The organism is Pseudomonas sp. EL_65y_Pfl1_R83 (assembly GCF_963970695.1).
GTDB lineage: Bacteria > Pseudomonadota > Gammaproteobacteria > Pseudomonadales > Pseudomonadaceae > Aquipseudomonas > Aquipseudomonas tritici.
Genome location: NZ_CAXAQI010000002.1, coordinates 219428 through 242252 on the forward strand (window position 1 = coordinate 219428; position 22825 = coordinate 242252).

The 22825-nt window shown below is 59.6% G+C and carries 21 protein-coding genes; 12 read left to right on the forward strand and 9 right to left on the reverse strand.

Annotation, left to right across the window (positions count from 1 at the left end; genetic code table 11):
- Window positions 1-15: 15 nt before the first annotated feature.
- The 3 genes from AACY08_RS03205 to AACY08_RS03215 form a co-directional block, all read right to left on the reverse strand.
- On the reverse strand, window positions 16-882 hold the full coding sequence (locus tag AACY08_RS03205) for a DUF6279 family lipoprotein (RefSeq protein ID WP_339468013.1): 867 nt from the start codon (window positions 880-882) through the stop codon (window positions 16-18).
- A 65-nt stretch (window positions 883-947) separates the two neighbouring features.
- Window positions 948-1670, reverse strand: a complete 723-nt coding sequence (locus AACY08_RS03210) for a TorF family putative porin (protein ID WP_339416719.1) — start codon at window positions 1668-1670, stop codon at window positions 948-950.
- A 208-nt stretch (window positions 1671-1878) separates the two neighbouring features.
- Window positions 1879-2058 carry a hypothetical protein gene (locus AACY08_RS03215; RefSeq protein ID WP_003193095.1) on the reverse strand — a complete coding sequence of 60 codons (180 nt, stop codon included), beginning with the start codon at window positions 2056-2058 and terminating at the stop codon, window positions 1879-1881.
- 334 nt (window positions 2059-2392) lie between these two features.
- On the opposite strand from AACY08_RS03215, the gene AACY08_RS03220 reads away from it, so the two are divergent.
- The 3 genes from AACY08_RS03220 (at window position 2393) to AACY08_RS03230 (ending at window position 5321) form a co-directional block, all read left to right on the forward strand.
- Window positions 2393-3229, forward strand: a complete 837-nt coding sequence (locus AACY08_RS03220) for a CvfB family protein (RefSeq protein WP_339416717.1) — start codon at window positions 2393-2395, stop codon at window positions 3227-3229.
- A 52-nt stretch (window positions 3230-3281) separates the two neighbouring features.
- Window positions 3282-3680, forward strand: a complete 399-nt coding sequence (locus AACY08_RS03225) for a DUF2177 family protein (protein WP_339468015.1) — start codon at window positions 3282-3284, stop codon at window positions 3678-3680.
- Window positions 3681-3878: 198 nt separating this feature from the next.
- Entirely contained in the window at window positions 3879-5321 is a 1443-nt protein-coding gene (locus AACY08_RS03230) for an NCS1 family nucleobase:cation symporter-1 (RefSeq protein ID WP_339468017.1), read from the forward strand.
- On the opposite strand, the gene AACY08_RS03235 is transcribed toward AACY08_RS03230, so the two are convergent.
- Window positions 5233-6441, reverse strand: a complete 1209-nt coding sequence (locus tag AACY08_RS03235) for an MFS transporter (RefSeq protein WP_339468019.1) — start codon at window positions 6439-6441, stop codon at window positions 5233-5235. The two genes, AACY08_RS03230 and AACY08_RS03235, sit on opposite strands and share 89 nt — an antisense overlap.
- Window positions 6442-6544: 103 nt before the next feature.
- On the opposite strand from AACY08_RS03235, the gene ptrR reads away from it, so the two are divergent.
- Entirely contained in the window at window positions 6545-7438 is an 894-nt protein-coding gene (gene ptrR, locus AACY08_RS03240) for a putrescine utilization regulator PtrR (protein ID WP_339468021.1), read from the forward strand.
- A 142-nt stretch (window positions 7439-7580) separates the two neighbouring features.
- Window positions 7581-7703: a PA1414 family protein gene (locus AACY08_RS03245; RefSeq protein ID WP_003193089.1), complete on the forward strand. Its 123-nt coding sequence runs from the start codon at window positions 7581-7583 to the stop codon at window positions 7701-7703.
- A 513-nt stretch (window positions 7704-8216) separates the two neighbouring features.
- On the opposite strand, the gene AACY08_RS03250 is transcribed toward AACY08_RS03245, so the two are convergent.
- Genes AACY08_RS03250 through speB form a run of 4 tightly spaced genes read right to left on the reverse strand, consistent with a single transcriptional unit; the run spans window position 8217 to window position 12539 of the window.
- Entirely contained in the window at window positions 8217-9599 is a 1383-nt protein-coding gene (locus AACY08_RS03250) for a sodium:solute symporter (protein WP_339416707.1), read from the reverse strand.
- 34 nt (window positions 9600-9633) lie between these two features.
- Window positions 9634-11145, reverse strand: coding sequence for a purine-cytosine permease family protein (locus tag AACY08_RS03255; protein WP_339468023.1), 1512 nt, complete (start codon window positions 11143-11145; stop codon window positions 9634-9636).
- A gap of 21 nt (window positions 11146-11166) precedes the next feature.
- Window positions 11167-11589 (reverse strand): YybH family protein, encoded by a 423-nt coding sequence (locus AACY08_RS03260; protein ID WP_339468025.1) that lies wholly within the window; start codon window positions 11587-11589, stop codon window positions 11167-11169.
- A complete protein-coding gene (gene speB / locus AACY08_RS03265) occupies window positions 11589-12539 on the reverse strand; it encodes an agmatinase (RefSeq protein WP_049712093.1) in 951 nt (316 codons plus the stop codon). The genes AACY08_RS03260 and speB overlap by 1 nt, the downstream gene beginning before the upstream one ends.
- A gap of 242 nt (window positions 12540-12781) precedes the next feature.
- Between speB and AACY08_RS03270 the strand changes: the two genes are divergently transcribed.
- The 7 genes from AACY08_RS03270 (at window position 12782) to AACY08_RS03300 (ending at window position 20597) form a co-directional block, all read left to right on the forward strand.
- Window positions 12782-13675, forward strand: a complete 894-nt coding sequence (locus tag AACY08_RS03270) for a LysR family transcriptional regulator (RefSeq protein ID WP_339468028.1) — start codon at window positions 12782-12784, stop codon at window positions 13673-13675.
- 7 nt (window positions 13676-13682) lie between these two features.
- Window positions 13683-14288, forward strand: coding sequence for a tRNA-uridine aminocarboxypropyltransferase (locus AACY08_RS03275; protein ID WP_339468030.1), 606 nt, complete (start codon window positions 13683-13685; stop codon window positions 14286-14288).
- Between the two features lie 196 nt (window positions 14289-14484).
- Window positions 14485-15387, forward strand: coding sequence for a cysteine synthase CysM (cysM, locus tag AACY08_RS03280; RefSeq protein ID WP_339468032.1), 903 nt, complete (start codon window positions 14485-14487; stop codon window positions 15385-15387).
- Window positions 15387-16739, forward strand: coding sequence for a 23S rRNA (uracil(1939)-C(5))-methyltransferase RlmD (rlmD, locus tag AACY08_RS03285; RefSeq protein ID WP_339468035.1), 1353 nt, complete (start codon window positions 15387-15389; stop codon window positions 16737-16739). Before cysM ends, rlmD begins: the two co-directional genes overlap by 1 nt.
- Before the next feature lie 120 nt (window positions 16740-16859).
- Entirely contained in the window at window positions 16860-19103 is a 2244-nt protein-coding gene (relA, locus tag AACY08_RS03290) for a GTP diphosphokinase (protein ID WP_339468037.1), read from the forward strand.
- 89 nt (window positions 19104-19192) lie between these two features.
- Entirely contained in the window at window positions 19193-20026 is an 834-nt protein-coding gene (mazG, locus tag AACY08_RS03295; RefSeq protein ID WP_339468039.1) for a nucleoside triphosphate pyrophosphohydrolase, read from the forward strand.
- A 25-nt stretch (window positions 20027-20051) separates the two neighbouring features.
- A complete protein-coding gene (locus tag AACY08_RS03300) occupies window positions 20052-20597 on the forward strand; it encodes a DUF2058 domain-containing protein (RefSeq protein WP_065873796.1) in 546 nt (181 codons plus the stop codon).
- Window positions 20598-20698: 101 nt separating this feature from the next.
- Here AACY08_RS03300 and AACY08_RS03305 read toward each other — a convergent pair whose 3' ends face one another.
- Window positions 20699-22819, reverse strand: coding sequence for a TonB-dependent receptor (locus AACY08_RS03305; protein ID WP_339468042.1), 2121 nt, complete (start codon window positions 22817-22819; stop codon window positions 20699-20701).
- Between the last annotated feature and the right edge of the window lie 6 nt (window positions 22820-22825).

Consider the following 22825-nt stretch of genomic DNA (forward strand, 5'->3'; position numbering starts at 1 on the left):
CCTGCTCCCACATTGTCAATGTGTGGCGGCCTTCAGGCATTTGAGTGCCTTGAAGTCGCTGCGTACCCCATCAATCTTCTGCGTCAGCTTCAAGCGTTGTTGCGCACTACTGTCAGCCATCAGGTCGACCAACAGACTGCGCGCTGCCGCTTCTGTCTGGGCATAAGCGGCGCGGTATTGCAGGGTCCACAAACTTTCCCGATCCACCAGCAACTGCTGCATTTTCTGCGGAAAGTCGGCGCTACCTCGTTGTTGCACGGCGTCGATGAATTGAGCCTGCCACTTCGCACGGTTGCCGATCCATCCCGTGTTCTGGTCTCCCAAAGCGAGCGACCAGGCCGTTACGCGACTTTGCTGACGGGTGCTGAGCGGGCCGATCCACGCATCCAGGCGCTTGCTCATACGCTCGGCGCGCTCTTTGATCTGCTGGGCGAGGGGCGGCTTGAGGTATTCATCCCGGCGCTTGCGTAGATCCTTGGCCAATGCCTCGTTCATTTCCCTGACCTGCTGATCGTCCAGGCCCTTGAGCAGTTCGATGGCTGATGGCGTGATCTCACGGGCGATCTCGTCAATAGCCTGCTTGGCCTCGACAGTTCTGGACTGTAGTGCGGCTTCGGTGACTTGATTGTTGTCGACCATCTGTTGCAGTCGATCCAGCCAATCCAGATAACCCGGCAGTTGCGTGGTGCAGTGCCAGGCCAGGTGTTCCTTGAGTCTGTCGTTGAACCAGCTCTTTTGCCCGGTGTTCATGTCCAGGTAATCGTTGAGGGTCCAGGGGATGATCACGTCCAGGTTGCGGTAGGCCAGGCCCACACGATTGCAGCCGGCGAGCATCAGGCTCACGGTCAGTAATACCACCAGTAATTTGAGCCGACGCAGCATGGGCGGGTCCTTCGCGGAATGGGGTGTCACATGTGAGCCCGCGCTGGGCGCGACAGTTCAGCCCATTAATAAAACGTCCGCGCAGCCTTCAACGTCAACAGACCATCGCATTGCGAATTGTGTCCGGAATACGCCGAGCAATCCCCGCCGCTCAGGCTGGAGTCGCTGTAGATCAGGTTCAGGTCAACGCCCATCCAGTCCCGCGAGAACTGCACCGACCAGTCACTGAAGGCGCGGATGGAGCCGCCGTCCACCGAGACTGGAGTGCCCAACTGATGAGTGGTGTATTTCATGCTGACCCCAATGCCGAAAGGCTGGGTGCCGCCGAGGTCGGCAAATAGGGTGCTGTCTTGGCGGTCCGGATCGTTGCTGAAGGAGGCGCCAAAGCGATTGCCCAGCAGGTTCAGGCCGCCGTAGAACTCCTGGCTGTCGAGGGGGCTGAGCTTGGGGTAGCTGTAATGGATCAAGCCCACTTCGTAGCCTAAGGTCTGGTCGAAGGGGTGTTTGAAACCCATGTAGGAATCGACTTCGAGGGTGCTGGCTGAGGACAAGCCCATATTTGGGGAAAACTGGCCGAAGTACAGGCCGCTGTCGTGGCTCAGGTCCAACCCGCCATGGAACGAGTCGCTGCCAGGCGACGTCGGCTTGACCAAGCCCTGCGCCATGCTGCGGCTGGGAGTGGTGCCCAATTTCAAATCGAAATCGCCAAATTCGCGCTGAAAGATTTGCGCTTCGGCGAAGGGGCTGGCCAGCAGGGCTGCGACCAGGAAAATACAGGATTTGAGCATGCTTCACACCATGAAAAGCGAGGAGCAGTGACGAAGGACATCGGGCAGATGCCCGCGCTAGACGCGTGCAAGCATACCGGCGAATGCCGGCAGGTGAGGCCCGTTCGTCGATTCATGCAAATATGTGGATGATTGGAGAGGGTATTTCGAACTCTAGTCCTAGCGCCTTGAGGGCAAGACGCTTAGGGACCAGGCGTGTTGCACAGTATTACTTTTTACCCAAGCTGATCTGCTTGGATGGGCCGAAAGTCTGGCCGCTCACGCCTTTGGCAATTTGCTGGATTTCGCCGCCGGACTTAAGGAACGCAGCGATCTGGCTGTTGATCGATTCGCTGGTTTCAACGGCTGGAGCTGGCTTTGCTTTGCTGTTGGATGCTTTTACACGCATGGCGGCCACTAACCTGTAGAAAATTAACTTGGCCAGGCATCGTACAGGAAATACTTGACAATTGCTTGGTAAATATCCCCCGGGAATAAGTGCTGCGGCCGGAAATGGTAAAGTTTCATTGTTGAAATAACCCCCCTAACTTATTGTTTTAATTCGAAACCATGGGGCGGACGACGGTTGGCGGCCTGGAAAAACCAGCCGGTTGATCGGACGAGCGGGCTGTGCGTTGGGTGGTGCTATTGCAAGGCCACGTCAGCCCGCGTTTTTTCAGGCGCCCGCGCGTGGCGGGTCCAACTCGGGTAGAATGCCGCTCACGCAATGAGGGTATTTGGACATGGCTTTAGTCGGGCGCTACAACAGCTTGCAAGTGGTAAAACACACTAACTTCGGTTTGTACCTGGATGGTGCGCAAGACGGTGAAATCCTCTTGCCTAATCGGTATATCCCTAAAGATATTCCCAGCGAAGATGAAGACTGGCTTAACGTTTTCATCTATCTGGACAGCGATGACAAACTCATCGCCACCACTGAAAAACCAAAAGTTCAAGTGGGCGAATTCGCCAGTTTGAAAGTGGTGGAAGTCAACAGTATTGGCGTGTTCCTTGACTGGGGCTTGCCCAAGGATCTGTTGCTGCCGTACTCGGAAGAAAAACGCCAGATGACCGCAGGTGAATACTGCGTGGTGCATGTTTATCTCGACAAACACACCAAGCGCATCACCGCCACTGCACGCCTGGATCGTTACCTGGACAAAACGCCGGCGAACTACCAGGTGGGCCAGGAAGTCGACCTGCTGGTGGCTGAGGCCACTGATATGGGCTTCAAGGCGATCATCAACAACAAGCATTGGGGCCTGATCCACAAGAACGAAGTTTTCAAGTTCCTGCGCCCGGGCAAGGAAGAAAAGGGCTTTATCAAAGAGATCCGCGCTGACGGCAATATCAGCCTGAGCCTGCAACCGGTCGGCCAGGAAGCAGCCTCAAGCCTGAACGCGAAGATCCTCGCCAAGTTGCGTGAAAACAACGGCACCTTGCCGGTCAGCGACAAAAGCGACCCGACAGTCATCAGTAACGTGTTCGGCGTGAGCAAGGGCAACTTCAAGAAAGCCATTGGTGCGCTGTATAAGCAGGGCCAGATCGTGATTCACGCGGATCGCATTGAACTAAGCTGATCGCACTTTGCTCTTCTGTAGGCGCCGTCCGGTGCCTACAGAGGTTTCATCAATGACCAAGAAAACGCTCTTCGCCTACCTCGGCACTCTGCTCGCGTTCCTGATCCTGGACGGCCTCTGGCTTGGCGTCCTCATGGGACCCACCTACAAATCCCTGCTGGGTCCACTGATGCTGGATCAGCCCCGCCTGTTGCCCGCGACATTCTTCTATCTCCTTTATGTACTGGGTTGCGTAGTGTTCGTGGTGTTGCCCAGCACCCGTTGGCAACGCGCCGCCCGCCTTGGAGCCTTGCTTGGCTTGGTTGCCTACGGCACCTATGACCTGAGCAACTGGGCCACGCTGCAAGGTTGGTCCGCGCAGTTGGCAATCATGGACATGGCCTGGGGCACCTTTCTGACTGCGGCGTGCTGTACGGTGGGCTACTGGTGTGCACATCGAGTGCACCGTTGATTGTGTACAGGATTGATGTGCACCGTAGCTGAGCGTCGTCCCTGCTTCTAGACCTGTGTCAATCGCTTTGGAACACCGTATCAAAGGGACTGCGCTCAATTGGCACGCATTCTGCTGACTGTCTCGTATACAAGCCATGCCGCCTCCCGTATGCACCCCGTGACGGAAGCGCAGGCCGGTATTTCGAGGAGCCCAGCGATGACCGAACAGTTGCCCAAAGGCTACAGCCCGCGCCTGTACAACCAGGACTTGGGCCCACTGCCGCAAAAGTGGACCTGGTACAACATCTTCGCCTTCTGGATGAGCGACGTGCACAGCGTTGGCGGTTATGTGTTCGCCGCCAGCCTATTCGCCCTGGGGCTGGCCAGTTGGCAGGTGTTGATCGCCTTGCTCGCCGGTATTTGCATTGTGCAGTTGATCGCCAACCTGGTGGCTAAGCCGAGCCAGCAGGCCGCTGTGCCTTATCCCGTGATTTGTCGGCTGGCGTTCGGCGTGTTTGGTGCGAATATCCCTGCTGTGATTCGTGGCTTTATCGCTGTGGCCTGGTACGGGATCCAGACGTATTTGGCATCAAGTGCGTTGATCATTGTGGTGCTGCGCTTCTTCCCACAGATGGCGGTGTATGCCGAACCGCATTTTGCAGGCCTGTCCTACCTTGGCTGGTTTGGTTTCCTGAGTCTGTGGCTGCTCCAGGCGGCCGTGTTCTGGGCTGGTATGGAGTCTATTCGCCGCTTTATCGATTGGGCGGGGCCGGTGGTGTATGCGGTGATGTTTGCCCTGGCCGGCTGGATCGTATGGAAGGCGGGTTGGTCGAATATCAGCTTCACCCTGTCAGAGAAATCCCTGTCGGGTTGGCAGGCGTTTGGCCAGGTGATCGTGGCCACCGCGCTGGTGGTGTCGTACTTCTCCGGGCCAACCCTGAATTTCGGTGACTTCAGCCGCTACTGCCGCAGCATGCAGGACGTACGACGCGGCAACTTCTGGGGGCTGCCGGTGAATTTCCTGGCGTTTTCCCTGGTCACCGTGGTGATCGTCTCGGGCACCTTGCCGGTGTTCGGCGAAATGCTGCATGACCCGATTGCCACGGTTTCGCGCATCGATAACAGCATGGCGGTGTTGCTCGGTGCCTTTGCGTTTGTCACCGCGACCATCGGCATCAATATTGTCGCCAACTTCGTTTCCCCGGCGTTTGACTTCGCCAACGTCGCGCCGAGCAAAATCAGTTGGCGTGCGGGAGGGATGATCGCCGCGGTGGCGTCGATCTTTATCACGCCGTGGAACCTATTCAATAACCCGCTGATGATCCACTACACCCTGGATATCCTTGCGGCTTTTATCGGGCCGCTGTTCGGGATTCTGCTGGTAGATTTCTACCTGATCAAAAAACAGAAGATCGACGTGGATGCACTGTTTGATGACAGCCCCAGCGGGCGCTACTACTTCGACGGTGGCGTGAACTGGACGGCGGTCAAGGCGCTGGTGCCGGCGACGCTGGTGGGTGTCGCGATCACCTTTACTCCGGCGTTGCAGGTTATGGCCAACTTCGCTTGGTTTACCGGCTGCTTCCTGGGTGGGCTGTTTTTCCTAGTGTTGGCTCGGCGTGAGCAGATTCGTGTGCCTGCTCCGCTGGTCGTTGGCTGAGCAGCACCAAGCCCGCTATTAAAAGGCCCGCGCCGGCAATCACCAGCGCGGGTTGCAACCCGCCGCTGAGGTGGCTGCTGACCGACGCCAGCAAAGGGCCGCTCAGTTGGCCGATGGCAAAGCTGGCGGTCAGCAGCCCGGTACTGCGCTGGTAGCCGTGGGGCGCGACGTCCCGCAGGCGAGCCATCACCAACTGCATGCAGGCCAGGAACGGCCCGCCACACAGCAGCACGCCCAGCGCCAAACCCCAGCCATTGCCGAACAAACAGGCGAACACGCCGCCCGCTTGCAGCCACAGCGTGGTCATCAGCCAACGGCGCGTGGTGTTCGGGTCCTTGCGGCGCAGGCTCGCCACTCCCACGCCAATTGCTGCGGCCAGGCCAAAGCACGGCCAGAACAGATCGGCCTGCCAGGCGCCTTTGAACTGCGCGCTGGCCATCTGCGACAGGAAGGTTGCCGGAATGATGTAGCCAAGGCCGAACAGCACGTAGATCCAGCACAAATGCGCGATGCTGCCGTTGCTGCCTACCTCGGTGTGGCTGGTAACCGCTGCGCCATCGGCATAAGGCCTGGGCAGGAAAGGCAGGATTGCCAACAACATCACCAGCGCCACCACGCCATACACCAGCCACAACGTTGCCGAGTTTTGCTCCAGCAGGTTGGAGCCCAGGGCCAGTAAACCGGTTAACAGTATCCCCAACCCTGGCCCGGCGAATACCAAGGCGCCCAGGCGTGGACGCCCGGCTGCAATCGCCAATGGTTGGCTGAGGCTGGTGATCATCACCAGTGCCCAGGCACTCGCGACACCGGCACCAAAACGCAGCAATAAGTGCGGCCAGAACCCATGAGCCCAATGCGACGCCAGCGTCAGTAACACACACAACCATAAGCCGCCATACAAGCGCCCGCGTACGTGGTGGTGGGTGCGCGCAAAGATCGAATCCACAGCGCCGACGAAGTAGCCCAGGTAGTTGGCGGCAGCGATCAGGCCGGCGCCGGTCAGGTCGATCTGCCCCTCACTGAGCAGGTGCGGCATTTGTGGGGTGAGGGCGAAGCGGCCAATGCCCATCGCCATCATCAGGGCGACAAAGCTGGCAAGTAAGCGAATCAAGGGAGACATGGTCAAATTTCCTGCGGGTAAGCGAATACCCTCAGGCTAAAGCCGATTGACTTTCTGTAAAATTGAATAATAGTGAGCAACTTGTTCAGTTTTGGAGAAAGGTATGGAGTTCAGTCAATTGCGCATTTTCCAGGCCGTGGCCGAAGAGGGCTCCATCACCCGCGCCGCCGAGCGTCTGCATCGGGTGCCGTCTAACCTGTCGACCCGGCTCAAGCAGATGGAGGAACAGCTCGGCGTCGAGCTGTTCGTGCGTGAACGACAACGCTTGCAGCTTTCTCCGGCAGGCAAGGTGTTGCTCGACTACAGCACCCGTCTGCTGGCGTTGCACGACGAAGCCCATGGCGCCGTGCAAGGCGGGCAACCGGCTGGGGATTTTGTGTTGGGCAGCATGTACAGCACGGCAGCGGTTCACTTGCCCAATCTGCTGGCGCGCTATCACAAGGCTTATCCGATGGTGAACCTGCAAGTGCAATCGGCGCCCAGCGGTGAGTTGCTCGAAGGCTTGATCACCGGTCGGCTGGATGCTGCATTCGTGGACGGTCCCATCACCATCGCGTCCCTGGACGGCGTCGCCCTGTGCGAGGAAAGATTGGTGCTGATATGCGAGGCCGATCACCCGCCGGTGCGCGGGCCGCAGGATGTGGCCGGGCGTTCAGTGTTCACCTTCCGCCGCAGTTGCGCTTATCGCACTCGCCTGGAAACCTGGTTTTCCCACGAGCGTGTGGCCATGGGGCGGGCAATCGAGATTGAATCCTATCAAGGCATGCTCGCCTGCGTGATTGCCGGCTCCGGGGTGGCGTTGATGTCCGAGTCCATGCTCGAGAGCCTGCCAGGCAAGGAAAATGTGTCCGTTCATCCGCTGATAGGGCCTTTTGCCACTGCGACCACCTGGCTGATGTGGCGAAAGGGTATGCTCGGCGCTAACCTCAATGCATGGATCGACGTTCAGCAAGAGGGCAGGGCAGAGGTCCTGCGAGACGCACGTGCAATTGCTTGAACGATCCGTCAGGATTTGAATCAATTCAGTAATAGTTCGTTGTGGTTTCGTTCATGCATTATGTAGGACTTAGGGCTACTATCAATGTAGGAAAAGGCGACAGAACTTGCGCCTACCAGCATTACCCTCAAGGGGGGCAACCATGAAAGAGAAAATTCAAAACTGGCTCCATGATCTGGGTGTTGCACTGGGCTTGATCGAGCCTCCGCTACAACCGGTGCCGATTCGCACAGATGATGAGCAGCGCCGCCCGCGTCGCAGGTAAATCCTGAAGCGCTCATGCGATCGATTCGTTGATCGTGCGGGCGCTGTGCAATGGGGTGTTATTCAGGGCGTGCTCGGTTCCCTGTCATTCGGGCGCAGCCGCAGTTTGTTCCCTACCGCTTTACTGGATTATCTGACGAGACCAGAGTTGTCGTCGGACCCTTCTTCTTATCCTTTCATCCGTGCCTTTTTCCGGTTCGTCCTTCTCTATTTTTGTCTTCACAAGGACGCAAGGGTAGTGGGATGTCGAGCATTGATGGCGAAGGAATGGTGATTTCCGACAGGGTTGAGCGTCGTCGGTTTCTATCGATTGAGCAGGGAGATTTGCGTAGCGTGCGTGCCTTGGTGATTCACCAGACGGATGCCCCAAATTGAACAACGCATGGATTGGTATGGGCCTCTTTAGTTCAGGAAATCATCCAGCAAACTCACACTTGAGCGTTGAGGGATAAAAAACGGGTGCGACCTCCGACGTCGCACCCGCTGACGAAACCGCTCTACATTCTGTTATGCATCACACAGCCCGAGCCACCACCGCCTCCGGCTTACGCGACAACAAACTCACCAGTACAAAACTCACCAGCCCGACCGCCAGGCTGTAGTAAATCGGCGTGTTCGCATCCAGCCCGTCCTTGAACATAAATACCAGCGCCGTCACAAACCCCAAGGTCATTGAGCTAATCGCCCCCGACGTCGTCGCGCGCTTCCAGAAGATCGCCCCCATCAACGGAATCAACATACCGCCCACCAGCAGGTTGTAGGCCAGGGTCAGTGCGCTGATCACATCGTTCACTACCAGTGCGATACCCAGCACGGCAATACCGGTCAGCATCGTGAACAAACGGTTGATCGCCAGGCTCGACTGTTTACCGCCACGCAGGCGCGGCAGCAGGTCTTCGGTGAGGACGGTGGAGGCGGCCAACAAACCGGCGCTGGCCGTGGACATCATCGCCGCGAGAGCCGCGGCAATCACCAGGCCGCGAATCCCGTCGGGCAGCGACACTTTCACGATCGCGGCAAAGGCGTTGTTGACGTTATCCAGGTCCGGAATCAGCACCTGCGCCGCCATGCCGATCAGTGCACAGGCCAGGCCGTAGAGGATGCAGTAGAAGCCGGCGAAGGTACCTGCGTATTGGGCGACTTTTTCGTCACGGGCGGTGAACACCCGTTGCCAAATGTCCTGGCCGATCAGGATGCCGAAGAAGTAGATCATGAAGTAGGTGATGATCGTGTCCCAGCCGATGGCTGTGAAGCTGAAGCTCGACGCCGGCAGCTTGGCCACCAACTCGTCCCAGCCGCCAACGCGATACAGGCAGATTGGAAGCAGGATAAACATCAGGCCAACGGTCTTGATCACGAACTGCACAATATCGGTCAGCGTCAGCGACCACATGCCACCGATGGTCGAATACACCACCACCACGCCACCACCGAGCAGCACCGAAATCCAGAACGGCAGGCCGAACAGCACTTGCAACACCGTGGCGATGGCCAGGATCGAGGTCACGCCGATCATCAGCGCATACGCCAGCATGATCACCGCACTGGCCTGACGCGCCATGGGGTTGTAGCGCTTTTCCAGGACCTGGGTGACGGTGAAGATCTTCAGCTTGAGCAGCGGCTTGGCGAGGAACAGGTTCAGCGCAACGATGCCCATACCCAGCGCGGCACACAGCCAGAAGCCGGAGATGCCATGCACATAACCCAGGCGCACGGTGCCGACTGTCGATGCGCCGCCCAGTACCGTGGCCGCCATGGTGCCCATGTACAGTGACGGGCCCAGGTTGCGCCCGGCCACCAGGTAGTCTTCATGGGTCTTGGCGCGACGCATGCCGTAATAGCCGAGCACGAGCATGCCTGCGGCGTAGATGAGTACGACGAATAAATCCAAAGCCATGGCGGCGAGTCTCCAATTATCTTTTTTTTGAGGATCAGGCGGCGGGTTGCAGTGCCGGTTTAACGCCCGCATCCATGCGCTTAGTGCGGGGATCGGTTGGGCCGTAGACAGCCGCGGGTTCCGGAAACACACGCAGCAAGGTCAGGTACACCACCGACGCCAGCCCCAGCGTGACCGGCAGGCTGATATCAATGCCATCGGCCAGGTTGCCCAGCGGCCCGACAAACTGCCCCGGCAGGTTGACAAAGCACAGGCCCACCAGCGCACTCGGAATCCACGCCCCCAGCCCGCGCCAGTTCCACCCATGGCTGAACCAGTAGCGTCCGCCGGTTTCACCACGGGTGAACACCTGCAGGTCATCCGGGCAGTAGAAGCCGCGACGCACAATCAGCCCGATGATCATCATCACCATCCACGGGGTGGTGCAGGTGATGATCAGCACGGCGAAGGTCGACACGCTCTGCACCAGGTTGGCGGCGAAGCGTCCGATAAAGATGAAGGCAATCGACATCACCCCAATCATCAGCGTGGCCTTGACCCGCGACAACAGGCGCGGGAACACGCTGGACATGTCCAACCCGGTGCCATACAGCGATGTGGTGCCGGTGGACATGCCGCCGATCACCGCGATCAAACACACCGGCAGGAAGAACCAGGTGGGCGCCACCGCCAGCAAACCGCCGACATAGTTATTCGCCGCGATGTAGTCCGGCGCCTTGATCGACACGATGGTCGCGGTGGCCAGGCCGAACAGGAACGGGATCAAGGTGGCAATCTGCGCCAGGACCACCGCTAGCATGATGCGCATTTTCGACGTCTCACGCGGGATGTAGCGCGACCAGTCACCGAGGAATGCGCCGAAGGAAATAGGGTTGCTCATGGCTACCAGCGCGGCGCCGATAAAGGCCGCCCAGAAACCGGTCTGCCCCATCGCTAAGGTGCCGGCAAAATGGCGGTCGAAAGCCGGGGCAAAGGCGAAGATCCCCAGCAGAAACAGCAGGCTCGCCGCCCACACCGCAATGCGGTTGACCCACAACATGAAGCGAAAGCCGTAGATGCACACCGTCAGTACGAGAATGGCGAACACCCCGTAGGCCATGCCCAGGCTCAGGTCGGTTTCCGGCAGGCCGATCAGACGTTTCGCACCCCCCACCAGCGCATCGCCCGAACTCCACACCGACAGTGAGAAGAAGGCGATCGCGGTCAACAGCGAGAGAAACGAGCCGACAATCCGCCCGTGCACGCCGAAGTGCGCACCGGAAGACACCGCATTGTTGGTGCCATTGATCGGCCCGAACAGGCCCATGGGCGCCAGGATCAGCGCACCCACCAGTACGCCCAGCACAATCGCCCAGACGCCGGCCTGGAATGACAAGCCAAACAGCACGGGAAAGGAACCCAGCACAGCGGTGGCAAAGGTATTGGCTCCGCCGAAGATCAGCCGGAACAGATCCTTGGGTGTGGCGGTGCGTTCGTGGTCTGGGATCTGCTCGACCCCGTTGGTTTCTATCTTGCGAATACGTTTATCGTTGTTTTTATTATTCATGATCAGCTCCGATCATATTGGCTAAGGGGGCGGCAGCCCTTCCGGCATAGCGGACAAATGTTCGTGACAGGCCAGCCACAGGCCTTGTTTTTGTTGTGTGCCAGACCCTTGCCGTCTAAAGACAATGGTCTCGCGCTCCTGGCTAAAGAATTGCTCCCCTTGCATGCGCAACTCGGTGGTCACGTCATGCATGAAAATCGCCACGTCACCCTGCAGGCTGACAAAGGCGTTGCTCGAGGTGCATGACAGCACCTCGAACCCCTCGTCCCGGCGCCAACTGTCCCACAGCGCCTGATAGGTTTCGCGACTGAGCAGTGGTTGGGGGAGGGTGTAGAACACAAAGCTGGCATCGGCCGTGAACGCGCCGAAGTACGCGGCGCGGTCATTACGAGCGAAGGCCGCCACCAGGTCGTCGGCGGCCTGCAGCACCTCGTGCGTGCTCATCAGCGGTGCGCCACGCCTGGCAGTACGCAGAGCATTTCGTACAGCAGGTTAGCGCCCAGCAGTGAGGTGTTACCGGTGGTGTCGTAGGGCGGCGAAACTTCTACCAGGTCGCAACCAATCAGGTCGAGGCCCTGGCAGCCACGGATGATTTCGATGGCCTGGATGGTGGTCAGCCCGCCGATTTCCGGGGTGCCGGTGCCTGGCGCCCAGGCCGGGTCGATACCGTCGATGTCGAAGCTCAGGTACACCGGGCCGCCGCCGACTTTTTCACGCACTTCGGCCATTAATGGCGCGAGGGAGTGGTGCCAGCATTCTTCGGCCTGGACCACGCGGAAACCTTGTTTGCGGCTCCAGTTGAAATCTTCGGCGGTGTAGCCCTGAGCGCGCAGGCCGATCTGTACCACACGGTCGCAATCGAGCAGGCCTTCTTCGACGGCGCGGCGGAAGGTGGTGCCGTGGGCGATTTTCTCGCCGAACATATGGTCGTTGACGTCGGCGTGGGCATCGATGTGCACCAGCCCGACCTTGCCGTGTTTTTTATGGATCGCCCGCAGGATCGGCAGGGTGATGGTGTGGTCGCCACCCAGCGTCATCGGTATCACGCCGTGCTCGAGGATCTCGTCGTAGGCTTCTTCGATGATGCGCACGGCGTCGAGCAGGTTGAAGGTGTTGATCGCCACGTCGCCGATGTCGGCAACCGACAGCGAATCAAACGGCGCGGCGCCGGTGGCCATATTGTACGGGCGGATCATCACCGATTCGGCGCGGATTTCACGCGGCCCGAAACGGGTGCCGGCACGCAGCGAGGTGCCGATGTCCAGCGGCACGCCGACAAAAGCGGCGTCCAGGCCCTTGGCCGATTGCAGGTGGGGAAGGCGCATCATGGTGGCGATGCCGGCAAAGCGCGGCATTTCGTTGCCGCCCAGTGGTTGGTGAAAAATCTTGTCCACGGGAGTGCCTCATCGTTGTTTTGTTTATTAGGGGCCGATTCTGCGAAATCCCTGGAAACGAAAGAATCGCCAGGAGCAAATACTTAGTTCAGATTTTTATAAACTAATGGCTGAGGTAAACTCGGTTCAAATGTGGCCTTGCTCGCGAATGCGGTGTGTCATTCAACGATCGTTTGACTGATCCACCGCATTCGCGAGCAAGCCCGCTCCCAGAGGATTTTGTGTGTGCCTTCGGAGACCCCATGGCCAGTGCTATGCCCGACCTGAAACTCTTGCGCATCTTCGTCAGCGTCGTGCGGCACCAGGGGTTCGCCAATGCCCAGCACGCACTCAACCTGTCGACGTCGGCCATCAGCACTTATATGAGCCAATTGGAATCGGCGCTGGGGCTGGTGTTGTGCCATCGCGGCCGGGGCGGCTTCAGCCTGACCAGCAAGGGCGAGTTGTTCCATCAGGAAACCCTTCGCCTGCTCGGTGAGTTGGAAGGGTTCGAGCAATACGCGGCGGCGTTGAAGGGCGAACTGCGCGGTACCCTCAAGCTCGGCGTGCTCGACTCCACCGTCAGCGACAAAGCCCTGCCGTTCGCCGAAGTCATCGGCGCCTACAGCCAGGAACACCCGGCGGTGCACCTGCACTTGTCGGTGATGAGCCCTTACGAACTGCAATTGGGCGTGCAGGACAATCGCCTGGACCTGGCCATCGGCGCTTTCTCCAACCGCATGAGCGGGCTGATCTACATGCCGCTGTATCGCGAGCAGCATTGGTTGTATTGCAGCACCCGACATCCTCTATTCAATGAACGGCGTATCCCCGAGCAAGTCATCACCCAACAACGCATGGTCGGTCGTGGCTACTGGAGCCAGGCCGAACTGGCGCGCCACGGTTTCAAGCACAGCGCCGCGACCGTGGAAAGTATGGAAGCGCAGTTGATCCTGGTGCTGTCCGGCGCCTATATCGGCTACCTGCCCGAGCACTACGCCCAGGCCTGGGCCGACAAAGGCGACCTGCGCGTGCTGCTGCCGGCGACCTTCGGCTACCAGGCGCCGTTCTCGATGATCATGCGCCGCGGCCGCAGCCGTGAACCACTGATCCAGACCTTCCGCGACTTGCTCAAAGCCCAGCTCAACCAGGCCTGAAACCACTATGTCCAGACCCCGATGCTCCCGCTGTTTGCGGCCGACCACCCACTGCCTGTGCGCGCTGATCCCCAGCCTCGACAGCCGCACGCGCGTATTGCTGTTGCAGCACCCGAGTGAGGTCAACCACGCGCTGAATACTGCGCGTTTGGCGGCGTTGGGGTTGAACAATGCGCAATTGGTGGTGGGGGAGGTGTTTGATGACTTGCCTACCTTGCTGAATCCGCACGGCTACCAAGCGCGACTATTGTTTCCTGCAGAGGACGCGCAGCCGCTGCAAGCCTATGCTCCCGGTGATCAGCCCGTGTTGTTGGTCGTTCCCGACGGCACCTGGCGCAAGGCGCGCAAACTGCTGCACCTCAATCCATTGTTGGCGGCGTTGCCCCGTGTAACGTTGACCGAGGGCGGCGTTTCCCGGTATCGGCTGCGCAAGGCGCCAGGGCCGGGTGCTTTGTCCACAGTGGAAGCCATTGTGCAGGCATTGCAAGTGCTGGAAGCACCCGCCTCATTCGAACCATTGCTCAAGCCCTTCGAAGCCTTGATCGAAGGCCAGATTGCGGCGATGGGGGAGGAGGTTTTTCAGCGAAACCACGGCGATGGACGACTGGGTTAGCAGGCTGACCGCGTCGCGGCCATCGCAGGCAAGCCAGCGGCCACAGGAGAATGTACTCCAAGATTTGGAGCCGGCTCCCAGGCAACACATTCTCTGCTTATGCCTTTAAGCCATAAGCACCGCACTTTGCGTGATATGGCCTGCCGGCCTTTCCCGGTATGATGTCCGCCCCCGCAGTCTGGATTGCGAATACGCCATGACCTTGCAGTACCCTACAATCGCCGATTGCGTCGGCAACACGCCCCTGGTCCGCTTGCAACGCATGGCGGGCGAAACCAGCAATACCTTGTTGCTCAAGCTCGAAGGCAACAACCCGGCCGGCTCCGTCAAGGACCGTCCGGCGTTGTCGATGATCACCCGCGCCGAGTTGCGCGGGCAGATCAAGCCGGGCGACACCCTGATCGAAGCCACCTCGGGTAACACCGGGATCGCCCTGGCCATGGCCGCCGCGATCAAGGGTTACAAGATGGTGCTGATCATGCCCGACAACAGCAGCGCCGAGCGCAAGGCCGCGATGACCGCCTATGGCGCCGAGTTGTTGCTGGTGACCCAGGAAGCAGGCATGGAAGGCGCGCGCGATCTCGCCGAACGCATGGCCGCCGAAGGCCGTGGCCAGGTGCTGGACCAGTTCGCCAACGGCGACAACCCCGAGGCGCACTACACCACCACCGGCCCGGAAATCTGGCGCCAGACCGGGGGCACCATCACCCATTTCGTCAGTTCGATGGGGACCACCGGCACCATCATGGGCAATTCGCGCTACCTCAAGGAGCAGAACCCCGAGATCCAGATTATCGGCCTGCAACCGATGGAAGGTTCTGCCATCCCGGGCATCCGCCGTTGGCCCGAAGAGTATCTGCCGAAAATCTACAACGCGACCCGCGTGGACCGCATCATCGACATGGCCCAGCGTGAAGCCGAAGACACCACCCGCCGCCTGGCCCGTGAAGAAGGCATCTTCTGCGGCGTGTCCTCCGGTGGCTCGGTGGCCGGTATGTTGCGATTGTCCAAAGAAGTGGAAAACGCGGTGATCGTCGCGATTATCTGTGACCGAGGCGACCGTTACCTGTCGACCGGCCTCTTCGACGAACCTAACTGATGGCCAAGCACGAGAGGGGGCTGCGCTTCCAACCGACGGGCGGCAGCCGAGCCCCGCAGATCCCCGTAGGAAAGAAACAACGCCTGACCATCGAGCGCCTGGCCAATGACGGGCGCGGCATCGTGTTCTTTGAGGGCCGCACCTGGTTTGTGAATGGTGCGCTGGCCGGCGAAGAAGTCGAAGCACGGGTACTGGGCGCCCACGGCAAGATCGTCGAAGCGCGCACCGAACGTGTGTTCACCGCCAGCGAACTGCGTCGCCCGGCACCGTGCGCGCACGTTGGCCGCTGCGGCGGTTGCAGCGTGCAGCACTTGCCCCACGCCGAACAACTTGCCCTGAAACAGCGCATGCTCGCCGAGCAACTGTCCCGTGTGGCGGGTGTCGAACCGCAAGAGTGGGCTGCACCTTTGAGTGGCCCGGAATTCGGTTACCGTCGCCGCGCCCGTGTGGCCGTGCGTTGGGATGCCAAGGCCAAACATCTGGAAGTCGGTTTCCGCGCCGTGGCCAGCCAAGACATCGTTGCCATCGATGATTGCCCGGTGCTGGTACAGGCCTTGCAACCGATCATGCAGCGCTTGCCGAACCTGTTGCGCCGGCTGAGCAAACCTCAGGCCCTGGGGCATGTGGAGCTGTTCAGCGGTACGTCCATCGCGGTATTGCTGCGGCATATGGCACCGTTGTCGGACGCGGACCTGCTGATCCTCGAAGAATTCTGCCATTTCCATGAAGCGCAATTATGGCTGCATGGCGAGGGTCAGCCGGAACCGGTCGAACCCGACTCGGTGTTGGGGTTTCGATTGGAACAGTGGGACCTGGAGTTGGCCTACCGGCCAGGTGACTTCGTGCAGGTCAACGCCTCGGTCAACGCGGTGATGGTCGCCCAGGCCTTGGAATGGCTGGCGCCACAACCCGACGAGCGGGTGCTGGATCTGTTTTGCGGCCTGGGCAACTTTGCCCTGCCACTGGCGCGCCAGGTGCGTGAAGTGGTGGCGGTGGAAGGTGTGCAGGCCATGGTGGAGCGGGCTGCCGTCAATGCCGTCAGCAATGATTTGCATAATGCGCAGTTTTTTCAGGCCGATTTGTCCCAGCCTTTGACTGACGCAGACTGGTCCAAACAGGGCTTTTCTGCGGTACTCTTGGACCCACCGCGTGATGGTGCCCTGGAGGTTGTGCGCAAGCTTGCGACCCTCAAGGCCAAGCGTCTGGTGTATGTGTCCTGCAACCCAGCCACGCTGGCGCGGGACTCGGTTGAGTTGGTCAAGCAAGGCTACCGGCTAAAGCGTGCCGGGATCCTCGACATGTTTCCGCAAACCGCGCATGTCGAGGCCATGGCGTTATTTGAAGCGGGCTAGGATGCCCGTTTAATCCGACTGGCCTGCATTCTTCAGGGGCGTGAACTGCCAGGGAGCTTGCAGCAAAGGTCGGGATGATTTTTGGCGCCCCCAAGGTGCGTCGTAGGGAAGGTAAGCAAGATGGTACAGGTGAGAGCACACCAGCCGATCAACACCGACGGCAGTATCAATCTCGAGGCATGGCTGGATCATGCCATCAGTGTCGACCCGGCACTGGACCGTGAAGCCTTGAAAGCAGCCTGCGAGTTCGCTCGTGAGTCTGAGCAGCAAGACAATGCGGCCAAGAACCTGTGGGCCGAAGGCACGTCAAGCTTTCGCACCGGGTTGGAAATCGCCGAGATCCTCGCTGATCTCAAGCTGGACCAGGATTCGCTGATCGCCGCCGTGCTGTATCGCGGCGTGCGTGAAGGGCACATCCAGTTGGCGACCGTTGGCCAGCGTTTCGGCTCGGTAGTGGCCAAGCTGATCGACGGCGTGCTGCGCATGGCCGCGATCAGCGCCAGCCTCAGCCCACGACAGTCCTTGGTGCTGGGCACTCAGGGTCAGGTCGAAAACCTGCGAAAGATGTTGGTGGCCATGGTCGACGACGTACGCGTCGCGCTGATCAAGCTGGCCGAGCGTACCTGCGCGATCCGTGCGGTAAAAACTGCCGACGACGAGAAGCGCAACCGCGTCGCCCGCGAAGTCTTCGATATCTACGCGCCGCTGGCGCACCGCCTGGGTATCGGCCATATCAAGTGGGAGCTGGAGGACTTGTCCTTCCGCTACCTCGAACCCGATCAGTACAAACAGATTGCCACGTTGCTGCACGAGCGGCGGCTCGACCGTGAGCGTTTTATCGCCGACGTGATGAACCAGTTGCGCTCGGAGTTGCAGGCCACCGGTGTCGAAGCCGACATCAGCGGCCGCGCCAAACACATCTATTCCATCTGGCGCAAAATGCAGCGCAAAGGCCTGGCTTTCAGCCAGATCTACGATGTGCGAGCCGTACGTGTGCTCGTGCCGGAAATGCGCGACTGCTACACCGCGCTGGGTATCGTCCACACGCTGTGGCGGCACATCCCCAAGGAGTTTGACGATTACATCGCCAACCCCAAGGAAAACGGTTATCGCTCGCTGCACACCGCGGTGATCGGCCCCGAGGGCAAGGTGCTGGAGGTGCAGATCCGCACCCACGCCATGCACGAAGAGGCCGAATTGGGCGTTTGTGCGCACTGGCGCTACAAGGGCACCGACGTCAAGGCCGGGTCCAACCAGTACGAAGAGAAAATCTCCTGGCTGCGCCAAGTGCTGGAATGGCACGAAGAACTCGGTGACATCGGCGGCCTTGCCGATCAGTTGCGGGTGGATATCGAGCCGGACCGGGTCTACATCTTTACCCCCGACGGCCACGCCATCGACTTGCCGAAGGGCGCCACGCCGCTGGATTTCGCCTACCGCGTACACACCGAGATCGGCCACAACTGCCGGGGCGCCAAGATCAACGGGCGCATCGTGCCGCTCAACTACAGCCTGCAGACCGGTGAGCAGGTCGAGATCATCACCAGCAAGCACGGTACGCCGAGCCGCGACTGGCTTAACCCGAACCTGGGCTACATCACCACGTCGCGGGCGCGGGCGAAGATCGTCCATTGGTTCAAGTTGCAGGCGCGTGACCAAAACGTCGCCGCCGGTAAAACCTTGCTTGAACGCGAACTGGCACGCCTGGGCCTGCCGCAGGTGGACTTCGACAAGCTGGCCGAAAAAGCCAACATGAAGATTGCCGAAGACATGTTCGCCGCCCTCGGTGCTGGCGATTTGCGCCTGGCGCAACTGGTCAACCTGGCGCAGCAACTGGTCGAGCCGGAACGCGGCAGCGAGCAACTGGAACTGATCCCGCGCAAGGCCATCGGCTACAAGCCTGGCAAGCGTGGCGATATTCAGATCCAGGGCGTGGGCAACTTGATGACGCAAATCGCCGGTTGCTGCCAGCCATTGCCGGGGGATGCCATCGTCGGCTATATCACCCAGGGCCGTGGCGTTAGCATTCACCGCCAGGATTGCGCCTCGGTGCTGCAATTGGGCGGGCGTGAGCCGGAGCGGATCATCCAGGTCAGTTGGGGCCCGGTGCCGGTGCTGACCTACCCGGTGGATATCATCATTCGCGCCTACGACCGTTCCGGTTTGCTGCGTGACGTGTCGCAAGTGCTGCTCAATGAGCGGATCAACGTGCTGGCGGTCAACACCCGCTCGAACAAAGAGGACAACACCGCGTTGATGTCCCTGACCATCGAGATTCCGGGGCTGGACGCACTGGGGCGGTTGCTGGGGCGGATTTCCCAGTTGCCGAATATCATTGAAACCCGGCGTAATCGCGCACCATGAGTCACTGGATGACCGCGGTTTGAAAATGTGGGAGCGGGCTTGCTCTCACACTTGATCAGCGGCGTTCCTACTTGATTAGGCACAAATTGATGTATTCACTGGATGACCTGCTGCACCTGATGAACCGTCTACGCGACCCGCAATACGGCTGCCCGTGGGACATCAAGCAAACCTATGCCACTATCGTCCCGCATACGCTGGAAGAAGCCTACGAAGTCGCCGACGCCATCGAGCGCGACGATTTTGATCACCTGCAAGGCGAGTTGGGCGACCTATTGTTCCAGGTGGTGTATTACAGCCAGTTGGCGCGGGAGGAAGGGCGCTTCGAATTTGCCGGGGTGGTCGACAGCATCACGCGCAAGCTGATCCGTCGCCATCCCCACGTATTCCCCACCGGCGATCTGTATGCATCGCTGGATATCCCACAGCTGAGCGAAGAGCAGGTCAAGCAACGCTGGGAGCAGATCAAGGCCGAGGAGCGTGCGGAAAAATCCGACGCACCGGAGCAACTCTCCCTGCTGGACGATGTGCCCGTCGCTTTGCCAGCCCTGTCCCGTGCCGCCAAGTTGCAAAAACGCGCCAGCCAGGTTGGCTTCGATTGGCCTTCAGCCTTGCCGGTGGTGGATAACGTGCGCGAAGAGCTCGATGAAGTGCTCGAAGCCATGGCCGATAACGACTCGGTGGCTATTGCCGATGAGGTCGGCGACCTGCTGTTTGCGGCGGTAAACCTGGCCCGTCACCTCAAGGTCGACCCGGAAACCGCACTGCGTGGCGCCAATGCCAAGTTCGAACGACGTTTCCGATTTATCGAACAGGCATTGCGCGATACCCATCGTCCCATAGAAGATTGCACCCTCGAAGAGTTGGACGCCCTGTGGGGCGAAGCCAAACGTCAGGAAAAGAACATGTCCAGCTGCGGTTGAGCGGCTGCCTAAGTGAGTAAGCACCATGAGCATTTCCCTCCGCGATCAGTTGCTCAAAGCAGGTCTGGTCAACCAAAAGCAGGCCAAGCAGGTCGGCAAAGACAAACAGAAGCAGCAGCGCCTGGTCCACAAAGGCCAGATCGAGGCTGACGACACCCAGGCCCGCCTGGCAGCCGAGGCAAAGGCTGAGAAGATCAAGCGCGACCAGGAGCTGAACCGCCAGCAGCAGGAAAAAGCCGAGGCCAAGGCCCGCACGGCCCAGGTCAAGCAACTGATCGAAACCTCGCGCCTGCCCAAGCTGACCACCGAGGACTACTACAACTTCGTGGATGACAAGAAGGTCAAGCGCCTGTCGGTCAACACCTTGATGCGCAACAAGCTGAGCAACGGCTCCCTGGCGATCGTGCATCACGGCGGCAGCTATGAGGTGATCCCGCGCGAAGCAGCCCTGAAGATCCAGGAGCGTGCGCCGGAGCGTATCGTGCAGCTCAATATCCTCACCGAAAGCCAAGTGCCGGATGAGGATGATCCTTACGCCGCCTACCAGATCCCGGATGACCTGATGTGGTAAGGCGGTAAAAACTGCCATGTGGTGAGGGGCTTGCCCCTGCCAAGAAACACAAACCCCGCTCAAAAGGCGGGGTTTGTGTTCTAACCAGTAGCGTCAGCCGATCACCAATCCACTGCGTAACTCAGGCTGAAGGTGCGACCTTGGGCATTTGGGTACGGTGCACGCGCGTTGGCCTGGGCGAACATGTTTTGGTAGTTGCGGTTAGTGAGGTTGTACACCGCACCTTCGAGGCGACCTACCGGCAACCTCACCGAACCCAACAGGTCAGCCAGCGTGTAGCCTTTGATGTCGCGGCCGTTGTTGTCTTTGAACGCGGCGTCATAGTCGGCCAGGCGCATACCTTGCAGGCGCAGGCTGTAGTCGCCACGGTCGTAGCCGACAAAGGCGGTGGTCTTGGCGGGAGAGATGCGTGTGGCAGGCAGGTCGATCCATTTACCGTTCTGCTGGGTCTCGCCTTTGGCGTAGGCGTAAGTGCCGCCTACTGACCATTGATCGGTGAAGTTGTACGTCAGGCTGGTTTCAATACCGCGCACACGTTCTTTCTGATTGATCAGGCGCAGTACACGATCATTGGCGTCATAGAACTGGGTGACATCCGAGGTGTTTTCATACGCTGTGACGTTGGCCAGCCACTTGTCCCAATTGCCACGCCAGCCCAGCTCGTAGCTGTCGACCTTCAGCGCTTGGGCATTCAGGTTTTGAATGTCGTACTTGCTGTTCACGTCACGCAGGAAACGCTGGATATCCGGCAGGGAAAAGCCCTGGCTGAAGTTGACGAATACATCCTGGTTTTCGCTCAGGTGATACACCGCGCCGAGGTTATAGAGGGTGTCATCGTATTTGAGCGTGCCACCGGGCAGTATCGCGCGATTGCCGGTCTGGACGATTTCGCCATAAGCGATGCTGTCGGAAACCTCGCTTTCGATCCACTCACGGCGTACGCCACCACGCAAGGTCCAGTCATCGATGTCGTAGGACAGCTGCCCAAAGATGGCTTTGGTGCTGGTCGCGATGTCGGGGCCGAGTTCGAACGTGGTGCCGGTCTTGGTGTAGGTCAGGCCGTTGACGCGGTATTGGTCGCCGCGCTGGCTTGAGGTTTCATGGTCGTAATCAGCGCCCCAGACGAGGTTGCCGGTGGCCGGGCCGATGTCCGGCATTTGCGTATCGATCGCCGCGCGCAGGCCGTAGACATCTTGCACGCTGTTGTTGTCGGATACCCCGGCGCGGCCACGCGACAGGTCCGGGAAGAACAACGCGTCGGCACGCCGCCAGTAACTTTCGACCTGCAAGCCCTGACCGTAGAAATCGTTGTCGGCGTAGTTAAGGTTGACCGCCTGGTTGTGGGTGAAGGGTTGGTCATCCAGGTCCAGGCCTTTGACCGCGACGGCGGTGTCGGTGATGCGTGGGTTCTTGGTGTAACGGGTGTCTTGCTCGTCCTTGTAGTCTTGCAGCGACAGGCTGATCTTCTTGTCGTCATCCAGCGCGTAGCCGAAGCGACCTTGCAGGTCATAGGTGTCGGTGTCCATGTTGCTGCCCTGGGACGTGTCCTGGGGAATGCGCTTTGCGTTGCCGTCGAACTGATCGTTGCGTTGTACGTAGTTACCCGAAACATACCAGTCCACCGGGCCCTGACGGCCCGTTGCGCTCTGGAATGTTTCGTAGGAGAAACCTTTGTGGCTGAGGTTGTTGCCGGCGGTCATGCCGATTTTGCTGCTGAAGGCCAGGTCTTCACCTTTGTTGCGCTTGGTGATGATGTTGATGATGCCGCCTGACGCACCTGCACCGTAGACACTGCTGGCGCCGGATATCACTTCAATGCGCTCGATGCTTTCCGGTGCCACGCTGTTGAGCTGGCGGAAGTTGTCGCGCGTGGCGTTCTGGGACACACCATCGATCAGGATCAGCGTATTACGGCCGCGAAGCGTCTGGCCGAAGTTGCTCATGCCACCGCTGGAGGGAGCAATGCCCGGCACCAATTGCCCGAGCATATCCGCAACCCGGCGTCCCGCACCCGTTTGCTGGCGGATCTGGTCTTCGCTGATGACCTGCACAGAGCCAGGGATCGCCGCAATACTGGTTTCATTGCGTGTGGCCGAAACCACTGTCGCCTGTAATTGCAGGTTGGTGGGCGCTGGTGGGGTTTCTTCAACTTGATCGGCCCAGGCTGGGCCGCTCATAGATCCGAGCAGGGGCAGCAGGGCTGCCAGTTGCAATTTGTTCATGACCTT

Bases quoted from the DNA above. Each gene is read 5' to 3' on its own strand.
- AACY08_RS03205 (WP_339468013.1), bottom strand. From the start codon at position 882: ATGCTGCGTCGGCTCAAATTACTGGTGGTATTACTGACCGTGAGCCTG.
- AACY08_RS03210 (WP_339416719.1), bottom strand. From the start codon at position 1,670: ATGCTCAAATCCTGTATTTTCCTGGTCGCAGCCCTGCTGGCCAGCCCC.
- AACY08_RS03215 (WP_003193095.1), bottom strand. From the start codon at position 2,058: ATGCGTGTAAAAGCATCCAACAGCAAAGCAAAGCCAGCTCCAGCCGTT.
- AACY08_RS03220 (WP_339416717.1), top strand. From the start codon at position 2,393: ATGGCTTTAGTCGGGCGCTACAACAGCTTGCAAGTGGTAAAACACACT.
- AACY08_RS03225 (WP_339468015.1), top strand. From the start codon at position 3,282: ATGACCAAGAAAACGCTCTTCGCCTACCTCGGCACTCTGCTCGCGTTC.
- AACY08_RS03230 (WP_339468017.1), top strand. From the start codon at position 3,879: ATGACCGAACAGTTGCCCAAAGGCTACAGCCCGCGCCTGTACAACCAG.
- AACY08_RS03235 (WP_339468019.1), bottom strand. From the start codon at position 6,441: ATGTCTCCCTTGATTCGCTTACTTGCCAGCTTTGTCGCCCTGATGATG.
- ptrR (WP_339468021.1), top strand. From the start codon at position 6,545: ATGGAGTTCAGTCAATTGCGCATTTTCCAGGCCGTGGCCGAAGAGGGC.
- AACY08_RS03245 (WP_003193089.1), top strand. From the start codon at position 7,581: ATGAAAGAGAAAATTCAAAACTGGCTCCATGATCTGGGTGTTGCACTG.
- AACY08_RS03250 (WP_339416707.1), bottom strand. From the start codon at position 9,599: ATGGCTTTGGATTTATTCGTCGTACTCATCTACGCCGCAGGCATGCTC.
- AACY08_RS03255 (WP_339468023.1), bottom strand. From the start codon at position 11,145: ATGAATAATAAAAACAACGATAAACGTATTCGCAAGATAGAAACCAAC.
- AACY08_RS03260 (WP_339468025.1), bottom strand. From the start codon at position 11,589: ATGAGCACGCACGAGGTGCTGCAGGCCGCCGACGACCTGGTGGCGGCC.
- AACY08_RS03270 (WP_339468028.1), top strand. From the start codon at position 12,782: ATGGCCAGTGCTATGCCCGACCTGAAACTCTTGCGCATCTTCGTCAGC.
- AACY08_RS03275 (WP_339468030.1), top strand. From the start codon at position 13,683: ATGTCCAGACCCCGATGCTCCCGCTGTTTGCGGCCGACCACCCACTGC.
- cysM (WP_339468032.1), top strand. From the start codon at position 14,485: ATGACCTTGCAGTACCCTACAATCGCCGATTGCGTCGGCAACACGCCC.
- rlmD (WP_339468035.1), top strand. From the start codon at position 15,387: ATGGCCAAGCACGAGAGGGGGCTGCGCTTCCAACCGACGGGCGGCAGC.
- relA (WP_339468037.1), top strand. From the start codon at position 16,860: ATGGTACAGGTGAGAGCACACCAGCCGATCAACACCGACGGCAGTATC.
- mazG (WP_339468039.1), top strand. From the start codon at position 19,193: ATGTATTCACTGGATGACCTGCTGCACCTGATGAACCGTCTACGCGAC.
- AACY08_RS03300 (WP_065873796.1), top strand. From the start codon at position 20,052: ATGAGCATTTCCCTCCGCGATCAGTTGCTCAAAGCAGGTCTGGTCAAC.
- AACY08_RS03305 (WP_339468042.1), bottom strand. From the start codon at position 22,819: ATGAACAAATTGCAACTGGCAGCCCTGCTGCCCCTGCTCGGATCTATG.